At 69.4% G+C, this 22,620-nt stretch carries 26 protein-coding genes and 1 pseudogene; 15 read left to right on the forward strand and 12 right to left on the reverse strand.

Features of this window, described 5'->3' with window-relative positions; all coding sequences use genetic code 11:
- The first annotated feature begins 83 nt into the window (after window positions 1–83).
- Together ACQEUU_RS29150 and ACQEUU_RS29155 are read left to right on the forward strand one after the other, a co-directional pair.
- Window positions 84–1,895 carry an ABC transporter ATP-binding protein gene (locus tag ACQEUU_RS29150; protein ID WP_433072239.1) on the forward strand — a complete coding sequence of 604 codons (1,812 nt, stop codon included), beginning with the start codon at window positions 84–86 and terminating at the stop codon, window positions 1,893–1,895.
- A complete protein-coding gene (locus tag ACQEUU_RS29155; protein ID WP_433072241.1) occupies window positions 1,895–3,718 on the forward strand; it encodes an ABC transporter ATP-binding protein in 1,824 nt (607 codons plus the stop codon). The genes ACQEUU_RS29150 and ACQEUU_RS29155 overlap by 1 nt, the downstream gene beginning before the upstream one ends.
- A gap of 36 nt (window positions 3,719–3,754) precedes the next feature.
- Here ACQEUU_RS29155 and ACQEUU_RS29160 read toward each other — a convergent pair whose 3' ends face one another.
- A complete protein-coding gene (locus tag ACQEUU_RS29160) occupies window positions 3,755–4,267 on the reverse strand; it encodes a hemerythrin domain-containing protein (RefSeq protein WP_433072243.1) in 513 nt (170 codons plus the stop codon).
- Window positions 4,268–4,399: 132 nt separating this feature from the next.
- Between ACQEUU_RS29160 and ACQEUU_RS29165 the strand changes: the two genes are divergently transcribed.
- Window positions 4,400–5,776 (forward strand): alpha/beta hydrolase family protein, encoded by a 1,377-nt coding sequence (locus ACQEUU_RS29165; RefSeq protein WP_433072245.1) that lies wholly within the window; start codon window positions 4,400–4,402, stop codon window positions 5,774–5,776.
- Between the two features lie 4 nt (window positions 5,777–5,780).
- Here ACQEUU_RS29165 and ACQEUU_RS29170 read toward each other — a convergent pair whose 3' ends face one another.
- Together ACQEUU_RS29170 and ACQEUU_RS29175 are read right to left on the reverse strand one after the other, a co-directional pair.
- Complete coding sequence (locus ACQEUU_RS29170; RefSeq protein WP_433072247.1) at window positions 5,781–6,221, reverse strand: hypothetical protein; 441 nt, start codon at window positions 6,219–6,221, stop codon at window positions 5,781–5,783.
- Between the two features lie 10 nt (window positions 6,222–6,231).
- Window positions 6,232–7,314, reverse strand: coding sequence for a DUF6745 domain-containing protein (locus tag ACQEUU_RS29175; RefSeq protein WP_433072249.1), 1,083 nt, complete (start codon window positions 7,312–7,314; stop codon window positions 6,232–6,234).
- A gap of 309 nt (window positions 7,315–7,623) precedes the next feature.
- Between ACQEUU_RS29175 and ACQEUU_RS29180 the strand changes: the two genes are divergently transcribed.
- The gene (locus tag ACQEUU_RS29180) at window positions 7,624–8,040 is read left to right on the forward strand and encodes a hypothetical protein (protein ID WP_433072251.1); all 417 of its coding nucleotides are present in this window, start codon (window positions 7,624–7,626) and stop codon (window positions 8,038–8,040) included.
- A gap of 59 nt (window positions 8,041–8,099) precedes the next feature.
- Entirely contained in the window at window positions 8,100–8,810 is a 711-nt protein-coding gene (locus ACQEUU_RS29185) for a ThuA domain-containing protein (protein WP_433072253.1), read from the forward strand.
- Here ACQEUU_RS29185 and ACQEUU_RS29190 read toward each other — a convergent pair.
- Window positions 8,801–9,238 carry a DUF1772 domain-containing protein gene (locus ACQEUU_RS29190; RefSeq protein WP_433072255.1) on the reverse strand — a complete coding sequence of 146 codons (438 nt, stop codon included), beginning with the start codon at window positions 9,236–9,238 and terminating at the stop codon, window positions 8,801–8,803. The genes ACQEUU_RS29185 and ACQEUU_RS29190 overlap by 10 nt on opposite strands.
- A gap of 113 nt (window positions 9,239–9,351) precedes the next feature.
- On the opposite strand from ACQEUU_RS29190, the gene ACQEUU_RS29195 reads away from it, so the two are divergent.
- A complete protein-coding gene (locus tag ACQEUU_RS29195) occupies window positions 9,352–9,864 on the forward strand; it encodes a hypothetical protein (protein ID WP_433072257.1) in 513 nt (170 codons plus the stop codon).
- A 57-nt stretch (window positions 9,865–9,921) separates the two neighbouring features.
- A complete protein-coding gene (locus tag ACQEUU_RS29200) occupies window positions 9,922–10,101 on the forward strand; it encodes a hypothetical protein (RefSeq protein WP_433072259.1) in 180 nt (59 codons plus the stop codon).
- Between the two features lie 125 nt (window positions 10,102–10,226).
- Here the strand turns inward: ACQEUU_RS29200 and ACQEUU_RS29205 are convergent, their stop codons facing one another.
- The gene (locus ACQEUU_RS29205; protein ID WP_433072261.1) at window positions 10,227–10,919 is read right to left on the reverse strand and encodes an NAD(P)-dependent oxidoreductase; all 693 of its coding nucleotides are present in this window, start codon (window positions 10,917–10,919) and stop codon (window positions 10,227–10,229) included.
- A gap of 91 nt (window positions 10,920–11,010) precedes the next feature.
- Between ACQEUU_RS29205 and ACQEUU_RS29210 the strand changes: the two genes are divergently transcribed.
- The 3 genes from ACQEUU_RS29210 to ACQEUU_RS29220 all read left to right on the forward strand — a co-directional run bounded on the left by ACQEUU_RS29210 (window position 11,011) and on the right by ACQEUU_RS29220 (window position 15,171).
- Window positions 11,011–11,643: a TetR/AcrR family transcriptional regulator gene (locus ACQEUU_RS29210; protein WP_433072263.1), complete on the forward strand. Its 633-nt coding sequence runs from the start codon at window positions 11,011–11,013 to the stop codon at window positions 11,641–11,643.
- A 569-nt stretch (window positions 11,644–12,212) separates the two neighbouring features.
- On the forward strand, window positions 12,213–14,756 hold the full coding sequence (locus ACQEUU_RS29215) for a NucA/NucB deoxyribonuclease domain-containing protein (protein WP_433072265.1): 2,544 nt from the start codon (window positions 12,213–12,215) through the stop codon (window positions 14,754–14,756).
- A 1-nt stretch (window position 14,757) separates the two neighbouring features.
- Window positions 14,758–15,171 (forward strand): hypothetical protein, encoded by a 414-nt coding sequence (locus tag ACQEUU_RS29220; protein WP_433072267.1) that lies wholly within the window; start codon window positions 14,758–14,760, stop codon window positions 15,169–15,171.
- Window positions 15,172–15,236: 65 nt separating this feature from the next.
- Here ACQEUU_RS29220 and ACQEUU_RS29225 read toward each other — a convergent pair whose 3' ends face one another.
- The 5 genes from ACQEUU_RS29225 to ACQEUU_RS29245 form a co-directional block, all read right to left on the reverse strand.
- Window positions 15,237–15,524 (reverse strand): hypothetical protein, encoded by a 288-nt coding sequence (locus tag ACQEUU_RS29225; RefSeq protein WP_433072268.1) that lies wholly within the window; start codon window positions 15,522–15,524, stop codon window positions 15,237–15,239.
- 118 nt (window positions 15,525–15,642) lie between these two features.
- On the reverse strand, window positions 15,643–15,861 hold the full coding sequence (locus tag ACQEUU_RS29230; protein ID WP_433072270.1) for a hypothetical protein: 219 nt from the start codon (window positions 15,859–15,861) through the stop codon (window positions 15,643–15,645).
- Window positions 15,855–16,382, reverse strand: coding sequence for a hypothetical protein (locus tag ACQEUU_RS29235; RefSeq protein ID WP_433072272.1), 528 nt, complete (start codon window positions 16,380–16,382; stop codon window positions 15,855–15,857). Before ACQEUU_RS29235 ends, ACQEUU_RS29230 begins: the two co-directional genes overlap by 7 nt.
- Window positions 16,383–16,522: 140 nt before the next feature.
- Window positions 16,523–17,332 carry a hypothetical protein gene (locus ACQEUU_RS29240; RefSeq protein ID WP_433072274.1) on the reverse strand — a complete coding sequence of 270 codons (810 nt, stop codon included), beginning with the start codon at window positions 17,330–17,332 and terminating at the stop codon, window positions 16,523–16,525.
- Window positions 17,333–17,517: 185 nt separating this feature from the next.
- Complete coding sequence (locus ACQEUU_RS29245) at window positions 17,518–17,949, reverse strand: hypothetical protein (RefSeq protein ID WP_433072276.1); 432 nt, start codon at window positions 17,947–17,949, stop codon at window positions 17,518–17,520.
- A 115-nt stretch (window positions 17,950–18,064) separates the two neighbouring features.
- On the opposite strand from ACQEUU_RS29245, the gene ACQEUU_RS29250 reads away from it, so the two are divergent.
- Window positions 18,065–18,952 (forward strand): phosphorothioated DNA-binding restriction endonuclease, encoded by an 888-nt coding sequence (locus ACQEUU_RS29250; RefSeq protein WP_433072278.1) that lies wholly within the window; start codon window positions 18,065–18,067, stop codon window positions 18,950–18,952.
- A gap of 133 nt (window positions 18,953–19,085) precedes the next feature.
- On the opposite strand, the gene ACQEUU_RS29255 is transcribed toward ACQEUU_RS29250, so the two are convergent.
- The gene (locus ACQEUU_RS29255) at window positions 19,086–19,745 is read right to left on the reverse strand and encodes a hypothetical protein (protein WP_433072280.1); all 660 of its coding nucleotides are present in this window, start codon (window positions 19,743–19,745) and stop codon (window positions 19,086–19,088) included.
- A gap of 135 nt (window positions 19,746–19,880) precedes the next feature.
- Between ACQEUU_RS29255 and ACQEUU_RS29260 the strand changes: the two genes are divergently transcribed.
- Complete coding sequence (locus ACQEUU_RS29260) at window positions 19,881–20,228, forward strand: hypothetical protein (RefSeq protein ID WP_433074509.1); 348 nt, start codon at window positions 19,881–19,883, stop codon at window positions 20,226–20,228.
- Window positions 20,210–20,651 (forward strand): annotated as a pseudogene (locus tag ACQEUU_RS29265) (transposase); the annotation flags it as partial. The gene ACQEUU_RS29260 and the pseudogene ACQEUU_RS29265, both read left to right, overlap by 19 nt.
- A gap of 63 nt (window positions 20,652–20,714) precedes the next feature.
- Here the strand turns inward: ACQEUU_RS29265 and ACQEUU_RS29270 are convergent.
- The gene (locus tag ACQEUU_RS29270; RefSeq protein WP_433074512.1) at window positions 20,715–20,891 is read right to left on the reverse strand and encodes a hypothetical protein; all 177 of its coding nucleotides are present in this window, start codon (window positions 20,889–20,891) and stop codon (window positions 20,715–20,717) included.
- Between the two features lie 410 nt (window positions 20,892–21,301).
- Here ACQEUU_RS29270 and ACQEUU_RS29275 point away from each other — a divergent pair, with 410 nt between their 5' ends.
- Window positions 21,302–22,204 carry a hypothetical protein gene (locus tag ACQEUU_RS29275; RefSeq protein WP_433072282.1) on the forward strand — a complete coding sequence of 301 codons (903 nt, stop codon included), beginning with the start codon at window positions 21,302–21,304 and terminating at the stop codon, window positions 22,202–22,204.
- Between the two features lie 119 nt (window positions 22,205–22,323).
- Window positions 22,324–22,545, forward strand: coding sequence for a hypothetical protein (locus ACQEUU_RS29280; RefSeq protein WP_433072284.1), 222 nt, complete (start codon window positions 22,324–22,326; stop codon window positions 22,543–22,545).
- Window positions 22,546–22,620: the final 75 nt, after the last annotated feature.

Genomic DNA, 22,620 nt, shown 5'->3' on the forward strand with positions numbered 1-22,620 from the left:
AGAAAAGCGTTCGGAAAGTGTCGGTGGTCACTGATACACAAAAGGTTCGATGTCTGCCGTCGACCGGTCAGGGGGCCGTTTCCGTGAGCAGCAGTTCGGAGTTCTCCGTCTCCGGGCCGGTCTACGACCGGCGGGGCCCGGTGCGCTGGCTCTGGTCCCATGTGCGCAGCCACCCGCTCCACCTGACGGGGTTCCTCGGCGGGTCGCTGGTCATGGTGGTGCTCAACGCCATGGTCACGCAGCTCGTCGGCTCGGCCTTCGACGCGGTGCTGGGCGACCGGTCCGCGCTCGGCGTGATCGCGCTGGTCATGCTGGCCGTGGTGCTGGCCCGCGGCCTGTTCGACGTGGCGGCGCGGCTTTCGGGTGAGGTGCTGGCCAAGCGGCTGGAGCGCGACGCCCGCGACGAGCTCTACGTGAGCCTGCTGGGCAAGAGCCAGACCTTCCACAACCGCCAGCGGATCGGCGACCTGATGGCCAGGGCCGCCAACGACATCCGGCAGCTGTCCATCATGATCTCCCCGGGCGTCGACCTGATCGTCGACTCCGGGCTGTCCGGCCTGGTGCCGCTGTTCTTCATCGCCATGATCGACCCCCGGCTGCTGCTCGTGCCCGGCGTGTTCGCGGTCCTGTTCGTGCTCGCGCTCTGGCACTACATGCGCCAGCTCAACCCGGTGGCGACCCGGATGCGCGAGCAGTTCGGCGATCTCAACGCCGGGCTCAACGAGGCCGTGCGCGGCATCGAGGTCATCAAGGTCACCGCGCAGGAGGCGCAGGAGCGCCGCCGCTTCCGCGCCCGTGCCCGCCTCTACCGCGACTCGTTCGTACGCAACGGCCTGGTGCAGGCCCGCTACCTGCCCACCCTGCTCTTCGCGGCCGCGATGGCCGGGGCGCTGTGGCACGCGCTCGCGCTGCAGTCTGCGGGCCAGATCACGATCGGCGACGTGGTGGCCTTCATGGGGCTGATGGGCATGCTCGGCTTCCCCACCCAGATGTCGATCTTCACGTTCTCGCTGGTGCAGCTCGGCATCGTGGCCGCCCGCCGGATCCTGACCATCGCCAACGCCGAGACCGAGCTGGAGCAGCCGGCCGAGGGCCACGCCGCGCCCATCACCGGTGAGATCGTCTTCGACGACGTGACGTTCGGCTACGAAGGCGGCGACCCGGTGCTGCGCGGGGTGTCGTTCACCGTGCGGCCGGGCGAGACGGTCGCCATCGTCGGCGAGACCGGCTCCGGCAAGAGCACGCTCACCAAGCTCGTCCCGCGCATCTACGACGTCACCTCCGGCCGCGTCCTCGTCGACGGCGTCGACGTGCGCGCCTGGGACCTCGACTCGCTGCGCTCCCAGATCTCCGCGATCGAGCAGGACATCGTGCTGTTCTCCCGCTCCGTGGCCGAGAACATCGGCTTCGGCCTGGGCCAGCGGGCCGGCCGCGACGACGTGGTGCGGGCCGCCGAGGACGCGCAGGCGGCCGAGTTCATCGGCGAGCTCGACGACGGCTACGACACCGTCATCGGCGAGCGCGGCGTCACCCTCTCCGGCGGCCAGCGCCAGCGGCTGGCCATCGCGCGGGCGCTGCTGACCGACCCGGCGATCCTCGTGCTCGACGACTCCACCAGCGCCGTCGACTCCGCCACCGAAGACCTGATCCAGCAGGCGATCGGCCGCCTGCTCGACGGCCGCACCACCCTGCTGATCACCCACCGGCTGTCCCAGATCAGATGGGCCGACAAGGTCCTGCTGCTCAAACGCGGCGAGCTGGTCGACTTCGGCAGCCACGACGAGCTGCTCGGCCGCAGCCCTCTCTACCGCCGGATCTTCGCCCACTACGACGAGGCCCTGCCCGGCGAGGGCGACGCGCCCGTGCTGGCGGGCGAGCAGGGGAGGGCTTCCTGATGGGCTTCCTGATGGACGGCCTGGAGGCCGAGGACTACGACCGCACCTACAACGACCGCGAGCTGCTGCGCCGGATCCTGTCCTACTTCCGGCCCAAGTTCGGGGCGATGCTGGTGGTCGCCGCCATGATCGTGCTGGGGGCGCTGGGCCAGGCGGCGGTGCCGCTCGTGGTCAGCTCGGGCGTCGACGCCGTCCAGGACGGCACGATCGGCGACGTCGCCTGGCCGCTCTCCGGGGCGCTGCTGCTGGCCGGGGGCCTCGGCTGGGTGTTCAACTTCTTCCGCCAGTGGTTCAGCGCCCGCGTGACCGGCGACGTCGTGCTCCACCTGCGCGAGGACGCCTTCGACGCGGTTCTCCAGCGCGACCTGTCGTTCTACGACGAGACGCCTTCCGGCCGGATCGTCAGCCGGGTGACGTCCGACACCGACGACTTCGCCACCGTGTCCACGCTCACCATGGACCTGGTCAGCCAGGTGCTGATGGTCGGGTTCGTCACGGTGCTGCTGTTCCTGCGCAGCGTCGAGCTGGCCCTGCTGACGCTCCTCGTGGTGCCGGTGGTGATGGGCCTGGCCCTGCTGTTCCGGCGGCTCGCCCGCGCCACCACCCGCAGGGCGCAGCGCTCGCTCAGCCGGGTCAACGCCAACCTGCAGGAGACCATGGGCGGCATCGCGGTGGCCAAGAGCTTCCGCCAGGAGCGGCAGGTCTACGACGAGTTCCTGCCGATCAACCGGCAGAGCTACCAGGTGACGCTGCGCCAGGGCTTCGTCTTCTCGGCCATCTTCCCCGTGCTGTTCCTGGTCGCCGGGCTGGCCACGGTCGCGCTCGTCCAGTTCGGCGGCACGGCCGTGCTCGGCGGGCGGCTGTCGGCCGGTGACTGGTACCTGTTCCTCCAGGGCGTGGCGCTGTTCTGGTTCCCGCTGACGTCGATCGCCGCGTTCTGGTCGCAGTTCCAGCAGGGCCTTTCGGCGTCGGAGCGGGTCTTCGCGCTGATCGACGCGCCGCCGCGGGTGGTGCAGACCGGCGCGGAGCCGGTCGGCAGGCTGGCCGGCCGCATCGAGTTCCAGGGCGTCACCTTCGGCTACGACCCGGCCCACCCGGTGCTGCGCGACTTCGACCTGCGCATCGAGGCGGGTGAGACGGTCGCTCTCGTCGGCCACACCGGCGCCGGCAAGTCCACCCTGAGCAAGCTGATCACCCGCTTCTACGAGTTCCAGGAAGGCCGCCTGCTCGTCGACGGCCGCGACATCCGCGGCCTCGACCTGGGCGACTACCGCCGGCAGATCGGCGCGGTGCCGCAGGCGCCGTTCCTGTTCAGCGGCACGGTCGCCGACAACGTCCGCTACCCCAGGCCCGACGCGACCGACGACGAGGTGCGCGCGGCGGCCGAGGCGGTCGGCGGCGGCGACTGGATCGACGCCCTGCCCCAGGGCCTCGCCACCGACGTCGGGGAGCACGGCCGGGCCCTGTCGATGGGCCAGCGCCAGCTCGTCGCGCTGGCCCGCCTGCTCGTCCAGGACCCGGCGATCGTGGTGCTCGACGAGGCCACGGCCAGCGTCGATCCGCTCACCGAGGCCCAGATCCAGGAGGGCCTCGACGTGGTGCTCGCCGACCGCACCTCCATCGTCATCGCCCACCGGCTGTCCACGATCGAGAACGTCGACCGCATCATCGTGCTCGACCACGGCCGCATCGTCGAGGAGGGCGACCACCTGACGCTGCTGGCCAGGGGCGGCCGCTACTGCCAGGTCTACAACACCTACTTCCGCCACCAGTCGCCCCACTACCGGGCGGGCAGCGGGTTCGTGCCCATCGGCTCGTCCTGACCGGCATCCCCCGGCTCGTGCGCGCCGGGCCGGGGGTCACAGCGTGGTGAGCACCTCCTGCACCCCGGTCTTGCCCGTGCCGAACCGGCCGGTCGCCCGGCGGGGCTCGCCCTCGGCCGGGCGGCCTCGCAGCGCGTCCAGCTCGCGCTGCCGGGCGTCCCGGAACGCCGCGCCCAGCTCGGCCAGCTCCTCCCCGGTCATGCTGCGGGCCAGGATCGGGAGGATCGTCGTCTCCTCGTCGCAGAAGTGCGCCATCACCGACACGACGAGCTGGTGCAGCGCCTCGGTGAGCCCGGGCGTCCCGGCGTCGGCCCGCCGCAGCGCGTCCAGGTGGACCTCGGCCTCCTTGTGCTGGGCGAAGCCGTGGTGGGCGTTCAGGAGCGGATAGAACACGTCCTCCTCGGCGCGGAGGTGCGCGGTCAGCAGGGCGTGCAGCGCGCTGATGGCGGGCCCGGGGTCCTGCTGGTTCAGCAGCAGCCGCTTGAACAGGACCTCGATCCGGCGATGGTCGGCCTGGACGAGAGAGATGACGTCGTTCCGCACGGTCATGGGCTCGTGGCTACCCGGGCGCCGGGCCGCCAACCGTGCCGCCCGGTGAGGGACCCTTCCACCGCCCGCCGCGGCGGAGTATGAACGAGTCACCCGCACTCCCCCGATCAGCTCGCCCGGAGGTGACGGCTGATGCGCCGTCCGAGCCTGGTTCTCTCCGCCCTCGCCCTGGCGGCCGCGCTGCTCGTGCCCGGCGCGGCGGAAGCCCGCACCGGCCCGCCCGGCCCGGCGGACGCCGGTGGTTCCGCGGCGGGGCATCCGCGGCCGGGGGTGCCCGACGACCAGCCGCTGCCCGGCTACACCATCGACAACCCGCCTCTCGCCCCCGCGATCGTGCGCGGCGAGCCGGCCCGGGTCCTGCAAGGGGTGCACGGGCACGCCGCGTACCAGATCGAGGTGCCGCCGCGCTGGAACGGCGGCCTCGCGATGTGGGCACACGGCTTCCGCGGCGCCACCCGGGTGCTCTCGGTCGACCCGCCCGGCTACGGCCTCCGGCAGCGGCTGCTCGACCAGGGATACGCCTGGGCGGCCTCCTCGTACTACGCCAACGACTACGACGTGCGGGCCGGGGTGCTCAGCACCCGCGCGCTGGCCGGCCACTTCGCGCGGCTGGTCGGCAGGCCGAAGCGCACGTTCATCTCCGGGGCGTCGATGGGCGGGCACGTCACGGTCCGGTCGCTGGAGGAGTACCCCGGCTTCTACGACGCCGCGCTGCCGCTGTGCGGGGCGCTCGGCGACCACGAGCTGTTCGACTTCTTCCTCGACTTCCACCTGGTCGCCCAGGACCTGGCGGACGTGCCCGCCTACCCGTTCCCGGCCGACTACGCGACCTCGGCCGTGCCGAAGATCCAGGAGCGCCTCGGGCTGACCGGGCAGGAGCCGGGCAACGCGCTCGGCGGGCAGCTGCGGGAGATCGTGATCAACCGGAGCGGCGGCGAGCGGCCCGGCGCGGACGTCGCGTTCGCGTACTGGAAGGACTTCCTGTTCGGGCTGGCCGGGCCGGACGGGGGCGGCACGACGGCGCAGGAGCCGGGGCGGGTGGCCACGAACCTCGGCACCCGCTACGCGCCCGCCTCGCCGGTGAACGTCAACGCGACCGTCCAGCGGGTGCCGCCCGCGGACCCGGCGACCCGGTTCAGCCGCGCGCTCACCGCCGTGCCGAGCGTGTCGGGCCGGATCGACGTGCCGGTGCTGTCGCTGCACGACCTGGGCGACAACTTCGTGCCGTTCTCGATGGAGCAGGAGTACCGCAAGGACGTGGCCCGGCACGGCCGGACGAAGCACCTGGTGCAGCGGGCGATCCGGGCCGTGGGCCACTGCGAGTTCAGCGACGCCGAGGCCGGCGCCGCCTGGGACGACCTCGTGCGGTGGCAGCGCGGCGGCCCCCGGCCCGCGGGCGACGACGTGATCACGCCCTCGGTCGTGGCCGATCCGGACTACGGGTGCCGGTTCACCGACCCGTCGGCCTACGCCACCGGCACCCGTCCCCTGTTCGCCCCCTGCCCCTGACGGATCAGTCGGCGACCAGGCGCGCCCGGTGCCCTTCCCGCTCGCGCTGGCGGCGGATCACGTACGCGCCGGGCGCGCAGCCCGTCGCCCCGTGCTCCGGGTGCAGCAGGTAGGCCGGGGCGGTGGTCTCGAACATGCCGATGGCCAGCCGTTCGGAATCGGACATCCACGGGGTCCACCGGCAGGTGAACGGTTCGGCGACGAGGGTGTGCGTGTTGCCGCCGGCCTGGCCGCGCAGCAGGTCGACGCCATGCGGGGGCACGTACTCCCAGCACTCGGGTGAGCGGGAGCGGCGGACGGACCCGGCGATCATGGCCAGCGGGATGACGATCAGGTCGCCCTGGGCCTGGAGGCCGTCGACGACGGGGATGCGGACCGACCGCTCCAGATGGTCGAGCGCGGTCAGCCCGGTCTGCGCTTCGAGGGTGGCGAGAGTCACGTTCATGGCATTCACCTCAGGTTCGGCGGAGAAGGCTCGCGTACTGGCCGGCGGACAGCCCGTAGGTCCAGCCGGCGGCGGCGATCGGGTCGTCGAAGTACCACGGCACGGTCAGCCCGTAGCGGCGGCGGGTCCCGTCGCGCTCGACGGATCCGTTGACGGCGAGCAGCACCCTGGTGTCCGCGCGCACGTCGTACAGCCGCAGCTCGGAGCCGGGGTTGCCGGGGTCGGGGGCGGCGGCGACCAGCCGGAGCCCTGCCTGCTCGATGTAGGCGTCCCAGCCGAGGCGCTCGATCGCGCACCGTCTGACCTCGACGTTGCGTTCCTGTGCGATGCGTTCGGCGGAAGGGCCGGTGCTCACCCAGGACGGCACCCGGGTGCCGTGCCAGGCGTGCACGTCCCAGCCGTCGGCAAACCGCACGGCCGGGCCGCCGTCGTGGTGCATCCGCACCTCGCCGCGCTCGCCGCACACCTCGGTGCGCAGCTCGGACGGGCGTTCCGAGAGCACGCACAGGTCCCGGCGCGGCCACCACCAGCCGCACGAGCGGGCCACGGCGGCCCACAGCCGGGCCTGCCGTTCCCCGGCCCGGCTCAGCGCCTCGACGCCGCCCAGCCGGCGCAGCGCGTCGTGCCGCGCCTGCCAGGCGACGGCCGTGACGTTCTCGTACCAGCTCGTGCGCCGCGACGGGCGGTCGTGCGCCGCCTCCGGCACCGTGACGAGCTGGAGCGCCGACCAGGCGAGCGGGTCGTGCACCCCGGCGCGGATCAGCACGTCGAGCTCCCGGTGGACGCCCCGGACCGCGGCGTCGACCTGTCCGCGCAGCTCGGCCGCCAGACGGGACAGGCTCTCGACCACCGGCCAGTGCCGCAGCCGGTCAGGATGCTCGTCGGGGCGAGGCCGGAAGCCCGGCGGCAGCGTGGCGAGGGCGGTGACGGGCGAGGACGCCCAGTGGAAGCGTGGCGGGCCGAACCCGGCCAGGAGGTAGAGCTCGCGGATGGCGGCCTCGGCCGCCTGACGGTCGCAGGGCCGGGTCGACAACGCCAGGCCCAGCCATTCTTCGCGGATGGTCGCGGCTTCCCGCCGCGCGGGTGCGCTCACCGGCTCGGGGTGGCGCGGTCCTTTCTCACGATCATGTCAGCGATGGTGACATGGCTCCGCGTCAGCTGTCCACCGGCCGTTCGTCGTACCCGGCCGCGTAGTCGTGCCCCGAACGGTCCTTCAGCGCGAAGGCGGCGGCGGTCAAGCGCTGTCTGTTCCGGTCCGCCGGCAGTCCGCCTCCGGCCGGGACACCCGTGTGGCGCCCATCACGTCGTATCTGTGGATTCCTCCACAGATAGCCACCGGAAGTCTCCGTAATGTCCGTGCTGCCGGACGAAACCGGCAGCACCGAAACGGGGAGGAACCCTCATGCGCAAGACCTTCGCGATCGCGGCCCTGGCCGGCTCGATGGCCGTCACGGGCGTCGCGCTCAGCCCGGCGGCCCAGGCCACGACCACGGCGACCACGGCGACCACGGCGACCGTGACGAGCAGCGGAGACTGGGGCAAGGTCTTCTCCAGTGACCGCAAGGCCTACACGTTCGGCAAGACCTGGAAGCGCCACGGCAAGGTGTTCACGAAGTGGTACGGGGTGGACAAGCGCGGCGGCAAGAAGGGCTGGGTGTGGTTCGAGTACTACAAGAACGGCAACCGGCACCGCTTCACCAAGGCGTGGGACGGTAAGGTCGTCGGCGCCTGGAGCGGCCGGGGCATCACGAAGGTCTACACCTTCACCTGCTGGGCCGGGAAGTTCGACAACTGCGGCCGCAAGTACCGCATCTTCTAGTACGCCCGCCACAGCTGCGACGATCGGAGGCGTCGGACCCCCGAGCGATAGGCGCGAGCATGGCGATCCGTAAGGCACTGGTGGTGCGCGGCGGCTGGGAGGGGCATGTCCCGGTCGCCGCCACCGAACTCTTCATCCCCTTCCTCGAACGGCACGGCTTCGAGGTGCACCGGGCCGGCTCCCCGGCGCCGTACGCGGACGCCGCCTTCATGTCCGGCGTCGACCTGGTCGTGCAGTGCTACACGATGGGCACGATCGAGCCGGACGAACTGGCCGGCCTGCGCGCCGCGATCGAGGCGGGCACCGGCATGGCGGGCTGGCACGGCGGCATCGCCGACTCCTTCCGCAACTCCTCCGACTACCTCCACCTGATCGGCGGGCAGTTCGCCTGCCATCCCGGCAAGGACCCCGCCGAGCCGCACGAGAGCGCCGAGGCGCACAACTTCGTCCCGTACACCGTGAACCTGCTCCCCGAGGCGGGCGCCCACCCCATCACCGAGGGCCTGACGGACTTCGACCTCGTGACCGAGCAGTACTGGGTGCTGACCGACGACTACGTCGACGTGCTGGCCACGACCACGCAGAAGGTCCGCCCGTGGGACCCCTGGCACCGCGAGGTCACCTCACCGGCCATCTGGACCCGGCGCTGGGGGACCGGCCGCATCTTCGTCACGACCCCCGGCCACAGCCTCGACGTGCTGCGGGACGACACCGTACGCACGATCATCGAACGCGGCATGCTGTGGGCGGCCCGTCAGCGCTACAGCTGAGCGAGGCCGACGCCCACCAGGGCGAGGCTCGCCAGGCACACCGCGGCCCGGACCGTGTTCCAGGCGGTCCACCGCGGCGAGTAGTCCTTCCACGGCATCGTGCCCGTGTCGACGGCATTGTTCATCGGCACGTTGATCACCACGGTGACCAGGAAGGAGCCGACGAAGTTCACCCCGGCGGCGGCGAAGAACCAGATCGCGGCCGGGCCGTCGGCGAACAGCCCGGCGACCAGCGCCGCGATCGGCGCCCCGAGGAACGCGACGAAGAGCCAGGGGTTGAGGATCTTCCTGTTGACGCTGCGCATCACCGTCTCGGCCTGGGCGGGCTCGACGGCGTCGAGCGCCGGCATGACGGACATGGAGAAGGCGTAGAAGAGGCCGGCGAGCGCGCCGTGCAGCACCAGGGCGATGAGAGGGAGTACCAGCATGTGCTCCATCGTGGCCGGGCCGGGGAAACCGGTCCATGCACGGCCCTCTCAATCGCATATGCGAGCGTCTTTCCTGTGGTGGGATATGTCGAATGGATCGAGCAGGACAATTAGTGGGCGAGACGCTGCTTTTCTGTTTTCTCTTCGCCCTGATCACCGGCGGCTTCCTCGCCTTCCACTTCACCCCCGGCGACGGCCTCACCGTTTACGACGGCGCCTACGAGCCGCTGCGGGGCACCCCCATGAGCGACGCCTACGCCTCCACTCTGCGGATCAGCTTCGACGTGGACGGCGGCCTGAGCATGCGCCAGCTGCACCACAAGTCGCTGTTCGTCCTCATTCTGGGGGTCTGCGTCTGGGTCGTGCTCGCACGGCACCGGTACGCGATCGCGGCGGTGGCGCTGTGCGTGACCGGCGGGATCGCCGGCTACGCCAGCACCGACGACGTGCTCAGCGCCTACGTCGCGGGCACGATCTGGTGGTACGCGCTGCACCTGGTGCTGGCTCTGGCCATGATCGCCGTCCTGGTCAAGGCATCCCTGTGGGAGGCCGCCCGACGGCCGCGGACGCTCGGCCTCATGGCGCTGGCCCTCTGCGTCGCCCTGCTCATGATCTACTGGATCTGATCGCCGTTGCAGTCGGATCCAAGATCGTTACAAGTGGGGTGCGGTGGAATCCTTCCCATGAGCATCGAGAAGAAGTCCGGCGCCTTCGCGCGCGCCGGCCGCCGCATCGCCGCCGTGACGGTGATCGCCGCGGCCTCCCTGTCCCTCGTCGCCGGCGCCGCCCAGGCCCGCCCGAATGACGGCTGGTACCAGTGCTGGGTCTCCGACCACGGCTGGATGTGGTGCAAGGACGTGTAGAACGTCCACGCGGCACCGCGTCCGGAACCGTCGTTTCCATGGGGGGAGTGTGACGTCTCCGGCGCGGGGATGACGAACAGGCACGAACCTCGCCGGCGAGGTTCGTGCCTGTCGCGTTTGCGGGGTCATCCGATGTGCAGCGCCTCCTTCGCGAGCATGCGGTAGAGGTTCGGGGTGCCTTCGGTGGTGATGACCTCGACGACGGCCCGCGGGTTGCGGTCCTCGACGGCCTCCCGGATGAGCGCGTCCGCCAGGTCGCGGCGAGAGGTGAACCGGCCGACCATCTGCGGGGGACCGACGGTGTAGCCGGTGACGCCGGCGCGGTCGAACAGTCCCGAGGGACGGACGACGGTCCAGTCGAGGTCGCTGCGCGCCACGATCTCCTCCGCGCGCGCCGCGTCCTCGTACAGCGGACGCCCCAGCCTGACCAGCCACGGCGCGATCACCTTGCGGTAGAAGAGCGTCTCACCGGGCGGGGGTTTCATCGGCACCCCGGTCGAGGTGACCATGACCAGCCGCCGGACCCCGTGGGCGGTCATGGCTCCGACGATGGCCGCGACGGCCTCGGTGGCCATCGTGGTGTCCGCCGAGCCGTACGGGACTCCGAGTGTCGAGATCACCGCGTCGTGCCCGGCCACGACCCGGTCCACGGCCGCGCCGTCCCGCGCGTCCGCCTTCACCACGGCCAGCCCGGGATCCTCCAGGGGGAACTCCTCCGGACGCCGGGTCACCGCGGTGACGGCATGCCCCTCGGTGAGCGCCTGGGCGGTGGCGATTCGGCCCGTCCGGCCGTTGGCCCCGAAGATCACAAGTCTCACGTACGCTCCTCCGCTAGCTTGGCCGTCGTGGCACCTGTGTTATGACGCCACGCGTATTGATTATAAGCACCGTAAAGCGAAGTGGAGGATCATGAGTGAGGAGCAGGGGCGGCGCCGCTACGAGTCGTTGCGCCGCACCACCCAGGCGCTGGAAACCCGGGCCGAGATCGCCCGAGCCGCCCGTACCCTCTTCCTCACCCGGGGATGGGCCCAGACCACGGTGCGCGACGTGGCACGCGAAGCCGGAGTCTCCGTGCCGACCGTCTACTCCACGTACGGCAACAAGACCGGCCTCGCCCGCGCCCTGGCCGACGCCGCCGACCTGAGCGGAGACGTGCCGCACCTGCTGGCCCAACTCGAGGACCCCGCCGCGGACCCGGCGCGGCAACTCGCCGCCATGGCCGGCTTCGACCGCCGGCTCTACGAACGCTCGGGCGACATCATCATGCTCGTACGGGAAGCGGCCCGCACGGAGCCGGACCTGGCCACCCTCTACAGCGACGGCCGCCGCCGCGCCGACGAGACCCGCGTCCAGGCGTTCTCCTCCTGGCCGGACGGCGTCCTGCGGACCGGCCTGGACGTGGCGACGGCCGTCGACGTCTACGCCGCCATCTGCAACATCGACGTCTACGTCGTGCTCACCGGCGAACGCGGCTGGTCCCCCGACCGCGTCGAGACCTGGTGGGGCGACGTCCTGACCCGTGAACTCCTCAACGCACGGTAAGTGAGGCGTGACCAGCCGATGCGGCCCGCCGCGATGATCCGCGTTCCGGATGACGCCGCTGCCGGAGTCGGGCGCCTCCGTCACGTGGCCCGCCGGGCGGGAGGAGCGAAGGCCAGGTGCTTGAAGGAGATGAGGTTATTCCCTACCATGCCGGAGGGTTATCCCTGTGCGGGCTGGTCGTTTACCTACCGCCGACCCGTACTCCACGCGCGTCAGTGCCTCAGCCGCCCTGGGTGAGGATGGTCCGTTGCTTCGAGCACTCGCCGGTCCATGCCGTCGGCGGAGTGCACGGCCCGCCACTTCCACGAGGTCGGATCGGCCGAGGTGGGAGCGGCCATCGTCAGGGCAGGACCAGGGCGGCGAGGAAGACCAGCGATCGCATGGGCGCGACTCCGGGAGACGTGGGGACGTGGACCCGTCCAGGAATAGGCCTCGCTGCTTCCGATCCGCTTGGAAGCGGCTGCGGCCGGCCGGCGTGATTGGGCCCTGTCAGACCGTGGAAGCGGACATATCATGCGCGTGGCAACGTGACAGATCATGCTGTCACCATTCGCTCACGGGGAGAAATCATGCGCATGTTATGGCGCACGGGGCGATTAACCCTGCTCCGGCTGCTCGTCCCGATTCTGGTCGCGGCTCTGTGCACTCCGGTGTTCGGCGGCGCCGCCCAGGCGCGGGAGGCGCCGCGCGACTTCGGCGTCGTCTCGTACACCGGCATCGACGAGGCGGGCAAGGCGGCGGCGCCGAGGCTCGCGGAGCGCTCCGGCGACCTGGGCGAGGCCGCCCGGCGTACCGCCCGCCAACTCGGGCAGACGTCCTCGCTCGATCCTCTCGCCACCAAGGCCGCCACCGACCCGCGTCGCCCGCCGGGCGAGCCCGGCGGCACCGAGGTGGACGACTGCCTCAACAGCGAGGGCGCGCACAACCGGTTCGGCCGCGTCTACAACAGGTTCATGTGGTGCCAGCGGTACCAGCTCGAAGCCAAGAAGTTCACCACCGGCCAGACGGGCACCCGGCTGACGGCCAGCATGACGATGGAGTTCTCCGCCGTCGCGTACGGGCGTGACGACGGCAAGCGCGGCATCACCGTCTTCTTCCGCGGCGACGACGCCGACTACTGGCCGACGACCAAGGGTTACATCCGTCCGGAGTCCATGCTGTACCAGCGGGTGGGCTGCTTCGGAGAGAGCGGTTGCGGCGAGGACTTCTCCCACACCGGCATGCAGATCAAGGACTGGATCGGCCGGTGGACGTCCTTCGAGCTCACCTCCGACGGGTCCGTCAGCTCGATGCCGGACAAGGTCTCCCGCCATCTCTGGTTCTTCCACGGATACGTCATCGACAGCTGGAACTTCCGGCTCGCGGACGGACAGTCGGACCAGCGGACGATCCGCTGCGACTCGGCCACGAACTTCGGCCTCAAGCGTCGCGGGGCCTGCGTCTTCGACGACGTCATCCCCCACCTCCAGTACTCGGTGAACGACGACCGGGTCGACGAGGTGGCCAAGCACATCCGGTGCGCGCAGGCGGAGCCGTGGTGCGAGCGCGACGGAGCGCCGTTCCAGACCTATCCGCGCAAGGAAGCGGCCAAGCTCATCCCGGGCAAGTTCCATCCGGGCGAGCGGAACGACGACCTGGCCCTGCACCGGATCAACGCGAGCAAGACGCCCGACCCGCGTTACACGAAGAATCGCAACGTGGTACGCAGCACCTGCGCCACCCTGCCGACGGACATCTACGACACGTCCAAGGGCCAGCAGTGCGACGAGTACCCGTTCGCCTCGACGGCTGAGGGCGCCGCGTGCTGCGAAGCGCCCAAGTTCGACTGGGACTTCTCCGTGATGGGCGCCTTCAAGGACGACAACGAGTGCGCCGGCCGGGCGCTGAAGAAGTACTATCGGGACGACCGCATCCTCTACGAGCAGGACGGGTTCTTCGTCCACATCAAGGACGACCCCCCAGCGGGCTCGGACTCCTGCGAAGCGATCCCCCCGGAAGAGGACGAACCGGAGGACGGCGGCGGCACACCACCGGCGAACCTGGCGCCCACCGCGAACGCCGGACCGGACGTCAGCGGCGACGAAGGCGCGGCGGTGACCCTGCGCGGCTCCGCGAGCGACCCGGAGAACGACCCCCTCACCCTCACCTGGAGCGTCACCCCAGGCCCCGGCGTCGACCCCGGAGCCTTCTGCTCCTTCAGCAGTTCGTCGTCCGCCGCCACGACCGTGAGCTGCACCGACGACGGCACGTTCACACTCACGCTGACCGCCCGCGACGCGGTCAACGGCCCGGCGAGCGACAGCGCCACGCTCACGCTCGGCAACGTCGCGCCGGGGCTCGGACCCCTGCCGGTGGCACGCGCGTCGACCGCCGACGATCCGGCCACCCCGCCGGACACGCCGGGCGTGCACGAGCCGAGACCCTGGCAGGTCTTCCGCGCGGGCACCGAGGTCACACACGTGGCCGCCTACACCGAGCCGGGCGCCAACGACACCCACACCTGCGTCACCGACTGGGACGACGGCACGTCCTCGACCTACGCGGGCGACGAGCTCACCTGCCGGGCCACGCACACCTTCACCCATCCCGGCATGTACACGATCAAGACGAAGGTCACCGACGACGACACCGGCTCCGACACGGCCGACGTCCTGATCATCGTCTACGACCCGGACGCCGGCTTCGCCACCGCCGGCGGCCACCTGACGTCTCCCGCGGGCGCGCTGACCGGCGACCCGTCGGCGACCGGGCGCGGCCACTTCCAGTTCAACCCCAAGTACCACCCGCACGACGAGGGACCGGCGCCGCGCAATGGCAAGGTGTCGTACGAGGTCAAGGGCCTGCCCCTGGACCTGACCTCGTCGACGCTGGAATGGCTGGTCGTCACCCCGGACGACAAGATCGCGGTCAAGGGCGTCAGCGGTGACCAGGGGTTCGTCCTGTACGCCTACGACTCCAACCCCGACCGGTTCCGCCTGGTCGTCTGGCCCACGTCGGCCGGCGACTACCCGACCACCACACTCACCTACGACAACGTCCGCGGAGCGGGGTACGACCTGGACATGGCCCAACCGCAGACCATCGACCACGGGTCCATCCAGGCCCACCGCTGACATGGCTCACCTGACCGCCGTCCTGAGGACCACCACCCACGTCGACCACCGCAGCTTCGACCTGCTGGACGACGGCGGCCCTCAGGACGCGGTCAGGGAGTTCGGCGACCCCGCCCGGTGGCTGTTCACCGGGCGGAACTCCGTCATCGTCGTCACCCTCGACGGCGACCCGCACGACTCGACGCTCACCATCGAAGCTTGGGACGGCGAACCCCCCGCCCACGGACCGGCCGAACGCACCGCCCAGGCGACCGTCCACCTCGACAGTGGGCAACTGGAGGTCAACCCCCTGGTGGAGGACGACGCCGACTGGCTGGACGTCGGCGGCCCCGGCACCTACCACCTGCGCGTGTCGGCCACGGGCGAGGATTACCTGTTCCAGCTGTGGCCCTCAACGGGCAGGACGCCGTCCTAGATCGGCCGCCGTGGACTGGCCGGAAACCGGCGGAATCCGCCAGAGGTGAGCGGGCCGCCCAAGAACTACTCCTGCGATTCGCCGAACAGGTCGTCGAGGGACCGGGCGGTCGCCGCGCGGGTGGCCCATGATTCGAGCCGGCCTAGGTCGGTGCAGGAGGTGACGCGGGCCCGGATGTCGTCCGAGACAGCGAAGCTCCGGGCTTCCAGCAGGAGCACCACCAACCGGGCAGCTTCTTCCGCCCTGCCCTCGGCCTTACCTTGGGCTTTCCCTATCGTCTGGCCTTCTTCGAGGCCGCGGCCGTAGTGTTCACGCGCGAAGGGACTGTAGACCGGCCAAGCAGTGGATTTCATGATCTTCTCCAGGAGACGCCGGATGTAGTGGAGTGGCTCCCTTGAGGTCGCGCAAGATCTCTACGCCAGCTCGCAGAGTCCTGGACGGACCCGCTTGAAGGCGGCTGCGATCAATGCGTCAGACCGCTCGCGGCCCGTCATCCGCGTCCACGACGGGTTCCTCGGCACGGTACTGTGCCGCGTCCTGGTAAGCCCTGGTCACAGCGGCGATCATGGCGGCCAGAGCGATCAACGGCACCATCGGCCAGGAGACGCGGCCCGGCAGGTAGTAGGCGACGGGCAGTTGCGCGACGGCGACGATGACCCAGAGGCCGGGCTTGCCGGGAACCCTCACCACCGCATCTCCCACACATACCAGGGGCCTTCGACAGGCGTGTAGTCCATGTGGTGCTCCTCCTCCGGCACACCGTCCGGAATCCAGGCGAAGCCGTAGCGATCCAGGAACCCGGTGCCCCTCACCAGAAACCGCGCCCCGCCGTCGACCCGCTGGACCGATTCCACGGGAAAGAGCCCCACCCATTGGTCATCGTGCTCAGCGTCTCCGCCGGCCACCTGCCGTGCGAAGCTCTCCAGACTCGGCTGCGAGAGTGCGAACCGGGCGGTGAACGGCACATCGGCGTATACCAGTCCGATCACCGTCACCCCCATGACCGGCGCGGCCACCCACCGGATCCAGTGCGCGCGCAGCCCCGGACGGCCGTCCGAGCGCACCAGGGCCACCGCGAAACGAGCCAAGAAGACGATCACCGTGCTCATCGCCAGCGCGAGACCCAGCACCAGGAGCTCCAAGGAGCCGCCACCCGGCATGCTCGTGTAGTCGAGGGTGATCAGCCCCGTCAGGGCGACGAGGGGGAGCAACACCTGCCCGGCGGGCCGATCAAGGCACGGGTGAGCGCCGGTAACGGTGGCCTCGCGGTCGAAGATTCGGGCACGCCAGAGCGTACCGCCTGAACGTCATGTCCGTGTATGGGCTGGGCGACCGTCTTACGGCATCTGTGTCAGCGGCGCTGATCTTCTGAATCGGCGAGGACGTCGTCGAGGGTCTGGGCGGTGACCGCACGGGTGGCCCAGGTTTCGAGTCGGTCCAGGTCGGTGCAGGCGGTGATGCGGGCCCGGATGTCGTCCGGGAGGGCGAAGCCGCGGGTTTCCAACAGGAGCAGCACCACTCGAGCGGCTTCCTCAGCCCTGCCCTCCGCTTTTCCTTGGGTTTGGCCGTCTTCGAGGCCGCGGCCGTAGTGTTCGCGCGCGAAGGGACTGTAGACCGGCCAGGCGGTGGATTTCATGATCTCCTCCAGGAGGCGCCGGATGTCGGGCGCGGCCATGCTGTAAGCGTATTCATAGTACTTCGGAGCGTGTTCGTCGTGCAGTTCTGCCAGCGCCATGGCGAACGCCTCGATCACCTTGCGGATACGGCCGTGGGCCATGACCGCCAGGGCCGACAGGGCGGGCTGAGCCGATGCTTCGTGGGGGTCGGTGATGACCGGGATGTCGTCCGGTCCAAGCACGTGGGGGTGCAGGCGGTAGCCGATCAGCCCGGAATCGACAGGTGCAGCGTAGTGGGCGGCGACCCCTCGGTCGGGGCAGACGACCAGGACGGTGACGTCGCAGCGCAGTAGCAGCCACAGGGCGGCGGCATAGCGGGCGAGCTGTTTCGGGTCCTTGGACTTGTCGTGCTGGATCTCCACGACGATGGCGTGCGCGGGCTCGTTGGGTGGTCCCAGAACGACGACCACGTCAGCTTCGAGATCTCCCGAGGGGCGGGTGTTGAACGTGCTGTCCTCCACCCGGATCAGTGGAGTGGTGGGCATCTCCACTCCCATGAGGTCGCGCAAGATCTCTACTGCCAGTTCGGGACGGTCTTTGAAGAGCTGTATGAGTGCGTCATGTCGGGGGGGACGGCATGACGCTCATTGTGACATGTCAATTACTTTGAGTGACACAAAGGCTGCGAGCCACGTGATCAGGTGCGTGGGGCTGCCCCGTTACCTGTGCCTCAGCTGCCCTGGGTGAAGATGGTCCGCTGCTTCGAGCACTTGCCGGTGGGCTTGTGGGCGGTGCCCCGGCAGACCTGGACCTTGATCTGCAGCACGTACCCGTAGCTCTTGCGGAAGGTGCCGACGCCGGGCTCGCAGTAGTAGAAGCCGTGGGTCTTCCAGCGGCCGTTCTTCGCACTCTGGGCGCGGATGATCACCCAGGAACAGGCCTTGCCGGGGACGTCCCGCACGTTGCCGGAGACGACGAACCCGGACTGGCCGACCGTCACCCTGCCCCAGGCGCCGGCCTTGGCATCAGCGGAGTACACGGTTCCCCACTTCCAGGACGTGCGGTCGGCGGCGGCCGGGGAGGCCAGGGTGAGGGGGAGGACCAGGGCGGCGAGGAAGGCGAGCAGGCGCATGAGGAACTCCGGGGTGGCACGTGACGTCATCACTCCTAGAGATAGGCCGTGCGCCTTGCGATCCGCTTGAGGCCGACTGTGATCAGCGAACCGGACCGGCGAGCAAGCCCACTGATGACCGGAAGATCGCCCTACACTGACGATCGTGGACTGGATCGAGCGGGTCGCCGAGATCCGGCGCTGGACGCGGGGCGGCGAACGCGCGCCGCACAAGCCGCTCCTCCTCTTGTACGCGCTGGGCCGGTTCCAGCGCCACGGCAACCGGCCGATCCCGTTCAGCGCCGCGGAGGCCGAGCTCAAGACCCTCCTCAAGGAGTACGGCCCGCCCCGCGACACCAGCCCCGGCTACCCGTTCCACCACCTGACCAGCGACGGTCTCTGGCTGGTCGAGACCCTGCACGGCCCGGGCAGCCCCGGCCCCGAGCTGGGCAGGTTGCGCGACAGCCAGGCCAGCGGCCGCCTCCACCCCGACCTGGCCCGCGCCCTGTCGGAGGAACCCGGACTGCTGGCACGGATCGCCCGCTACCTCCTCGACGCCAACTTCGCTCCGTCCCTGCACACCGACCTCTGCATGCTGGCCGGCCTGGACCTGGAGACGGCGGAGACCACCGGCGAGCTCAGGAAGCCGCCGCCCGTGCGCCGCGGCCCCGGGTTCCGCGATCAGGTGCTGATGGCGTACGAGTACTGCTGCGCGTTCTGCGCGTACGACGGCTGGCTGGACGGCACGGCGGTGGGCCTCGACGCGGCGCACGTCCGCTGGTGGGCCTTCGACGGCCCGGACGACCTGGCCAACGGGCTGTGCCTGTGCGCGATCCACCACAAGCTGTTCGACAAGGGCGTCCTCGGGCTGACGCAGGACCGAACCATCACCGTCTCGGCCAGGTACGTGGGCCGGTCGCAGGCGTCCCGCGACATGGTCCTCTCCCTGGCCGGCCGCCCGGCCCGGGAACCCCAGCCGGGCCTGGACGCGGTCAAGCCGGACCACATCGGCTGGCACGTCCGCCAGGTCTTCCGCACGCCCGCCCGTGGTTGACCAAGCTGCTGATCCTTCGGCGAGACCTTCTTCCGTACGATGCCTTGCCGCATCTTGGTGAGCCGGACGGCCCGTCGGTAGGCGGGAGTCCCCGTCGAGAACCTTCAGGTCGCGGCCATCAGCCGCGGTGGCTTCACAGCTCATCGAACAGGTCGTCAACGGTCTGGGCGGAGATGGCGCGGGTGGCCCAGGTTTCGAGCCGGCCCAGGTCGGTGCAGGCATTGATGCGGGCCCGGATGTCGTCCGGCAGTGCGAAACCGCGTGTTTCCAGCAGGAGCAGCACCAGACGGGAGGCCTCTTCCGCCTTGCCTCGGGCTTGCCCCTCTTCGAGGCCACGGCCGTAGTGTTCGCGAGCGAAAGGGCTGTAGACCGGCCAGGCGGTGGATTTCATGATCTCCTCCAGGAGACGCCGGATGTCGGGCGCGGCCATGCTGTAAGCGTATTCATAGTACTTCGGAGCGTGTTCATCGCGCAGTTCGGCCAGCGCCATCGCGAAGGCCTCGATCACCTTGCGGATACGGCCGTGAGCCATGACCGCCATGGCCGAGAGCGCGGGGTGGGCTGAGGCCTCGTGAGGGTCGGTGATCACCGGGATGTCGTCCGGACCCAGCACCTGGGCGTGCAGGCGGTAGCCGGTCAGCCCGGAGTCGATGGGCTTCGCATAGTGGTCGGCGACGCCTTGGTCGGGGCAGATGACCAGAACGGTCACGTCACAGCCCAGGAGCAGCCACAGCGCGGCGGCATAGCGGGCGAGCTGACGGGGTCTCTTCGACTTGTCCTGCTGGATCTCCACGATGATGGCGCGTGTGCGGGGTCATGGGGTGGTCCCAGGACGACGACCACGTCAGCCTCGATGTCGTCCGAAGGACGGGTGTTGAACGTGCGCTCCTCCAGCCGGACCAGCGGAGTGGCCGACAGGTCGACCCCCTTGAGATCACGCAAGATCTCGACCGCCAGTTGGGGGCGGTCCTTGCTGTTCGAGGTGCCCGGATTGCGCCCGCAGAGCCATCCCTGCCAGCAGGCTGGGGGCTACCGCAACCAGATCGCCAACCACATCGGAGCCGTCGACGGGCGTCTGGAGGCCGTCAAGGCGGCCGTCTATCTCCACAACGCCACGCACTCCAGCGTCAAGGACCTCGCCATGGGAGCCGCCGTCGAGGGCGTGCCGCTGTTCACCAAGGCCGAGCGCGGCGGCTTCATCGAATACCTGCAGGGCAACCTCGGGAACCAGCCGGGGAGGATGGCCGCCGATCGTGCCGCTCACGGGATGGCCTGACCAGCAAGGTGCATCTGTCGGCCGAGCGGCGGTGCCGTCAGCTGTCCTTCGTACTCACTCCGGGGCAGGCCGGACACAGTCCACAGTTTCGCCCGGTGCTGGAGCGCATCAAGATCCGGCTGCCGGTGGGGCGCCCGCGCACCCGGCCGGGCGCGGTGGCGGCAGACAAACTGTACTCGTCCCGCGGTAACCGCGCCTACCTGCGTCGGCGCGGTATCAAGGCCGTCATCCCGGAGAAGGCCGATCAGGCGGCCCACCGCAAGAAGCGGGGCTCTGGCGGTGGGCGTCCGGTCAGCCATGATCGGGGGTCTGTACATGCAGCGCAACACGGCGGAGCGGTGCATCAATCGGATCAAGGAGTGGCGCGGGGTGGCCTTCCGGTTCGGCAAAACACCCGAAAGTTACCTTGCCGGCCTTTATCTAGCGGGGCCATCTTGTGGATTCGGAGCCTGCGCCCCGCGTGAAGATCCGAACTCCAAACAGGCCCTAGCCGAAGAGGATTGGGCTTACTCCGCCAAGCGCAGCGGTTCCAACGGTGAGTCCCACGAGCAGGGCCGCCGGTGTGTTCTTGCCTGAACGCCGCGCGATGACAACCGCGGCTGCCCCCGTCACAACAGCTACGGCGATGGCGATGATCGTTTTGATGATCACCATGGTCGACATATCTACCTCTCCAAGATCCAAAAGGGCCACCCGAAATGGCCCGTAGGTGTACTTCCTGCGGATTTACTACCAGCGTCGCCGCATGGAGGCCCCGGAGATGATCCTTTTGGGGCAAGGTGGATCTCGACGGATCGACCTGGAACGACATGAAACGGTGCTGAGCGAAATGAGTGAGACGCTGTCAGCTCCTGATGCAGGTGGGGCATGGAATGTGCTCGAACACTCGCGATGTACGAGACAATTGGTGCTTCGTCGATGGCGACGGACTACGGGTGGTGAATCGCCAGGTGGATGCTCCTTCTCCCAGCGCTGCTCTCAGTCGGCTGAGCACAGAACTCCGCAAAATCCACCAGAAGGCTGGTAAGCCGTCATACAGGGACATGGTCCACGACTGGCCGCCTCCTGGAGAGATGAGCGTCGCTTCCCTCACCCGACTGTTGAATGGTCAAGGTGTCAAGTTTCCTCGTTGGAAGACGGTCGCTGGCCTCATCCATGTATGCAGGCACGCCCTGGCGGGGACGGGTGTGAACCCTGACGTTGAGATCGGCAGTATTGAGTCATGGCACACCCGATGGAAGCATCTAAACGATCTTCATTTGGGCAACACCGACGAGTATCCGACTGTCCTCGACGAGGAGGGTCCGCAGTCGGTCGATGGCTTCGTTGGCTCAAGCACTCATGGCCAACCCATCGGTCACGTGCCGAGGCATGCCTCTGATGGAAGGCTCTGCTCCACGCTCGATGAGATCCGCTTCAGGCGCTGGTTCGGGTGCCGAGGAACGGAACTGCTTGATTGGGTGGAGCGGGGGCAGCCTCTCGCAAATTTCGAGTTGGGCATTCTGCTGACTCTTCGGGGGCTGCTGGCAGATGGAGCGGTATTTCTGAAGAAGGCCGCGTCTTTGGATCCGCGGCTGGCGTTGCAGCTCATGTTGAATCCCGCAGATAAGCTATATGGACGCATTCCCTCGGACATCTGCCACCGTGTGGGCACTGGTTATGCCCTTGAAGGGCGGACGGAAGTCGCGCAGCAATGGCACAGCTATGCGAGGTCGCTCAACGGTATACCGATGATCGGGATCCTGTCACCGCCAGGTCGGCACGCGGTCCTTACAGATATTCTCGAACCTGTACGGCACGCTCCGCTGGACCCGAACGAGGTCCTTCAGATCGACATTGCCTATCACGAGGTTTATGACTGGACACCGGAGCCTCAGGGAGATTGCGAAATCCTTCCGATGCCCCTTTCCGCTGCGGAGGAATCGAAGGTGGTCGAGACGTCCGTAACACTCCGAAGCGCGTCGCAGGCGAAGTGATCACCCGTTGTGGTGGGACGAGTCAGCGCGGGTCTTTCCGGGGCCTACGCCGTGGCCGCTTCACCGTGGGAGTCGACGTGCGGGAGGCGCCCCGCCGACCCCGCGCCGACGCCATACGGGTGGACTGGGCGAAGAGCCTTCCCCGGGCGGACCGGCTGCGAGTCCGCGGCCACACCTGTGCCTGCACCTACCCGGCGTTCGAGCTCTGCACAGCCGCCGGCCTGTGGTTCATCCGGCGCCTCCCCGCCAAGGGCCTCGGGGACATGATGGAAAGCGCCTGGACGTCCGCCCGTGCGGCCGAGGAGCTGTGGCTGCGGATCGTGACCGGCCGCGCTCGGTGACGCAGGCCGACGAACCCCCACAACCAGGAACCCCGGCGACGGTTGCTGAAAGTTTGCCGCCCTGTACGTGGCAGC

This window comes from Nonomuraea sp. CA-218870, assembly GCF_050936535.1.
In the GTDB taxonomy this organism is placed as follows: domain Bacteria; phylum Actinomycetota; class Actinomycetes; order Streptosporangiales; family Streptosporangiaceae; genus Nonomuraea; species Nonomuraea corallina.